The organism is Endozoicomonas sp. YOMI1, from assembly GCF_024606345.1.
Lineage (GTDB): Bacteria > Pseudomonadota > Gammaproteobacteria > Pseudomonadales > Endozoicomonadaceae > Endozoicomonas.
In genome coordinates this window covers 1-3,655 of the sequence record NZ_JAHHPM010000124.1, presented here as the reverse complement: position 1 = coordinate 3,655, position 3,655 = coordinate 1, and the positions used below count along the sequence as shown (strand labels likewise).

4 protein-coding genes are annotated in these 3,655 nt (G+C 48.4%); 1 reads left to right on the top strand and 3 read right to left on the bottom strand.

What is annotated here, in order from left to right; genetic code table 11:
• Positions 1-45: 45 nt before the first annotated feature.
• The 3 genes from KDK15_RS04640 to KDK15_RS04630 all read right to left on the bottom strand — a co-directional run bounded on the left by KDK15_RS04640 (position 46) and on the right by KDK15_RS04630 (position 2,920).
• Positions 46-1,002 (bottom strand): alpha/beta hydrolase, encoded by a 957-nt coding sequence (locus KDK15_RS04640; RefSeq protein ID WP_257294197.1) that lies wholly within the window; start codon positions 1,000-1,002, stop codon positions 46-48.
• The gene (locus KDK15_RS04635) at positions 1,002-1,628 is read right to left on the bottom strand and encodes a transcription termination/antitermination NusG family protein (protein ID WP_257294196.1); all 627 of its coding nucleotides are present in this window, start codon (positions 1,626-1,628) and stop codon (positions 1,002-1,004) included. The genes KDK15_RS04640 and KDK15_RS04635 overlap by 1 nt, the downstream gene beginning before the upstream one ends.
• Positions 1,629-1,753: 125 nt before the next feature.
• On the bottom strand, positions 1,754-2,920 hold the full coding sequence (locus KDK15_RS04630) for a phosphoglycerate kinase (protein WP_257294195.1): 1,167 nt from the start codon (positions 2,918-2,920) through the stop codon (positions 1,754-1,756).
• Positions 2,921-3,457: 537 nt separating this feature from the next.
• On the opposite strand from KDK15_RS04630, the gene KDK15_RS04625 reads away from it, so the two are divergent.
• On the top strand, positions 3,458-3,655 hold a 198-nt coding region (locus tag KDK15_RS04625), incomplete at its 3' end, for a hypothetical protein (protein ID WP_257294194.1).

The window sequence follows — 3,655 nt, the reverse complement described above, 5'->3', positions numbered from 1 at the left end:
AAAGCGGATTTTTAGACCAATTTGCTGCCACCGCAGTAGGGCAGTCTATTCTCGGTCAGCCTCCGAGGCATTCATCTGTTTTGACAACCATTGCATATAATGAGCCCGGGTTTCTGTGAGTTCATTCGGCAGGTGATGTCGGGCATCTTCCAGCCAGAGGACTTTGGGCGAGCGATATAGCTGTCCTAAAGCCTGAATGTTATAGGGGCCGTCCACTGTTGCGTCATCTGTGCCCTGCAGGATCAGCGGGCTTAACGGGATTTGCTCTTTAGATGACTCTATTTTTCGAATCCAGTGGTCTAAAGCAGAGACCCACTGTGTGGGTAACACAGTGGGCGCCAGTGGATCATTGTGAGCTTTGTCCAGGAAGCGTTCATCCCGGCAGTTATCTTTGAATTTTCTGGGCATCTGGCGGATAAATGGCCTGACCAGATAGAGCTGGAGTCGGCTGAGTTTCCACAACCGGGGCCGAACCAGTGGTGCAGAAAAAATCACTTGTTCAAAAGGCATAGGTATGTCTTTTCTGGTGAAGTGATTGAGCAGCTCTGTGATAATGGCGCACCCTGTACTTTGGCCATAGGCAAGCCAGGGCGTGGGTAGTATTGACTCGCAGTAACGCATCACATCTTCCAAAACCAGGCGGTAGTGTTCAAAGTCTTTGATGGTGGCTGGTTGTCCACTGGAAAGCCCGTGACCAGGCAGATCGTAGGCCAGAACGTTATAACCTTCTTCCAGGAAGAAGCGGATAATATGCTCAAACAGGCCGACATGGTCATAGTAGCCATGGAGGAGAAATACAGAGCCTTTGGCTTCAGGTCTGGTGTATAAGTGGCAGGCAATGCGGTATTCAGTGCTGTTTATATACCCCAGGTAATGCCGGATATCAGCGATGCGGTTTTCCAGGTCAATGCGGTAATACTCAAAGTATGCCTGTTCGTGAGGATATGGAGTCAGGCCATAGGAGAGCGGGCGCATATCAGAAATAAGCTTAAGTTTGTCCATTAACTTTCTTCAGGTACTTTTTGGAGGTCCTTCAAGGGAACTTCTACCTCTTTTCTGGCAACAATCTTTTCTTCAATGCCTTCGTCAGTTCGCTGACTTTCAATGAATTGGATAAGAATAATACCACGGTCCATCTTAACACCTTTGACAAAGGTACTTTCAAGGTGTCGGAAAAGAGGGTTGTTATACAGTACCGACTCTCCTTCTGTGAAGCTTACAGAGTCTGGCTTCTCATCCGGAATGCGGCCATTGTGTTTCCAGACAAATGCCTCAATCTGGTCGATCAGTTGATCGCCGTCAGGTATCGGGCTGGGCAGTAGCTTCCCCAGATCCTCTTTGGGAAGTCGCCCTTCATTATAAAGCTTGTAACTGGTCCTGTTGAACCGGACAACTTGAGCGATTCCCCGGGTTGAACGGATTTTGTGAAAAGAGGGAAGGTCTTTTTTGCTTAACCTGATGAACAGATAGCCTGGAAACAGGGGAGTGCAAGTACTTTTTTCCTGAATTAGCGGACAATAGGCCTCAAAACCCTGGTTCTCAAGATTATCCCGGGCACGAATCTCTTCCCGGCTTTTGGCTTTCAGCAGATACCATCCCTGTTTCAAAGCCGCTTTTTCAAATGACATAACAAATCCTTTTGACGACGTTTACTGAAAATAACCAACGGGCAGGTAGAGTGCCGTGAAGCGGTGCTCTGCAATGTGTGAACTTCATCATCAGGCATTTTCTTCCGGTCTTGTTAATCGATTGATCAGCCCTTGGCTGCAGCTTCGAGCATGGCTACTGCAGGCAGAACCTTGCCTTCGACAAACTCAAGGAATGCGCCGCCACCGGTGGAAATATACGACACTTTGTCTTTGATTCCGTACTTGTCGATAGCAGCCAGGGTATCGCCACCGCCAGCAATTGAGAATGCGCCCGAGTGGGCAATGGCCATGGACAGTGAACGGGTACCTTCACCGAACTGATCAAACTCGAAAACCCCCACCGGACCATTCCACAGGATGGTTTTTGCCGCCGTGAGAACGTCAGCAAACAGCTTTTGGGTTTCAGGGCCAACGTCGAAGATCATGTCGTCATCTTCAACTTCGTCAACCGACTTGATGATGGCTGTCTCGTTCTCATCGAATTTCTTACCGCAGACCACATCCACTGGCATCGGGATATCACACTTTTCCATCAGGGCTTTGGCCTGAGGGATCAGGTCTGCCTCATAGAGAGACTTGCCAACATTTCTGCCGGCAGCCGCCAGGAAGGTGTTGGCGATACCGCCACCAACGATCAGCTGGTCACAAACGCCAGACAGCGACTCAAGAACGGTCAGCTTGGTGGAAACCTTGGAACCACCAACGATAGCCGTCATCGGACGCTCTGGTTTATCCATAGCCTTGCCCAGTGCTTCCAGCTCCGCCGCCAGCAGTGGACCGGCACAGGCAACAGCGGCAAACTTGCCAACACCATGAGTGGAAGCCTGGGCACGGTGTGCGGTGCCAAAGGCATCCATCACATAGATATCACACAGGGCGGCCATTTTGCGGGACAGAACTTCGTCGTCTTTTTTTTCGCCGACGTTGAAACGGCAGTTTTCCAGAATAACCAGCTCTCCGGCTGCCACGTCAAAACCACCATCAACCCAGTCTTTAACCAGACGAACTTCTTTGCCCAGCAGGTTGCCAATATAATCGGCAACCGGCTTCAGGGAGAACTGCTCTTCATACTTACCTTCAGCAGGGCGACCCAGGTGAGAGGTCACCATTACGTGAGCACCGGCTGCCAGAGCCTGCCTGATGGTTGGCAGAGACGCCAGAATACGGGCGTCACTGGTGACCTTGTCGCCTTTTACCGGAACATTGAGGTCTTCGCGGATCAGCACGCGTTTGCCTGCCAGATCCAGGTCGGTCATTTTTAAAACGTTCATGGGGAGCCCTCTTGATATTCACTTATGGCTGAGTTTCTCAGAGGTAAGCATTGTTTATAAATACTTGCCTTGAAGAAATTGCCTGGGGAATAGCGAAAAAACGTCAGGGACAATAGCACATAAATTACGCTTCAGGTATGCATTGATGACTTGAATCAAACGGTGTTTCAAGGGTTTTCGAAGGGTCACAAATTGTATTCCTGACCGGAACGTCAGCGTATCTGTCTGCCATGTTTGCAAAAAATACCCTTAGGTCTTATGAAGTTACAGGACTTCAGATATTACAGGGTAACAACACCGGGTCAGTTTCCAACAAAGTAAAAGGCAGGTATCGGCGATACAGCAAATTTCTGCGGGATTACCCGGTGATCTGATGTGAGCACGGCAATTATCCCGGGGTTCATCATTGGGGATGGTTGAAATTATCAGTTTATTTATTTTTTACTGAACTTATTGTGCTTTGGAAACTCTAAAAAATTTGTATGGTGTTTAATTAGTCCTGTTATTGAATATTAACAAATCAAGGGAGTGATAACGATGTTGTCTGCTAACTTTTCTTCCCCCTCAACGGTGCCGAATGTTCTGGCCCCCGACTCGGCAAATCCAAATCCTGTTGGATTTTCTGGTGAAAAAAAACTTACACAGGCCACAGACATAAAATTTGGCGATACATTCAGAAGCATTTCCTCTGTGTTTTCTGAACCTCTTTTAAAACAGGTTAATCAGGAAATAGAT

Bases quoted from the DNA above. Each gene is read 5' to 3' on its own strand.
- KDK15_RS04635 (WP_257294196.1), bottom strand. From the start codon at position 1,628: ATGTCATTTGAAAAAGCGGCTTTGAAACAGGGATGGTATCTGCTGAAA.
- KDK15_RS04640 (WP_257294197.1), bottom strand. From the start codon at position 1,002: ATGGACAAACTTAAGCTTATTTCTGATATGCGCCCGCTCTCCTATGGC.
- KDK15_RS04630 (WP_257294195.1), bottom strand. From the start codon at position 2,920: ATGAACGTTTTAAAAATGACCGACCTGGATCTGGCAGGCAAACGCGTG.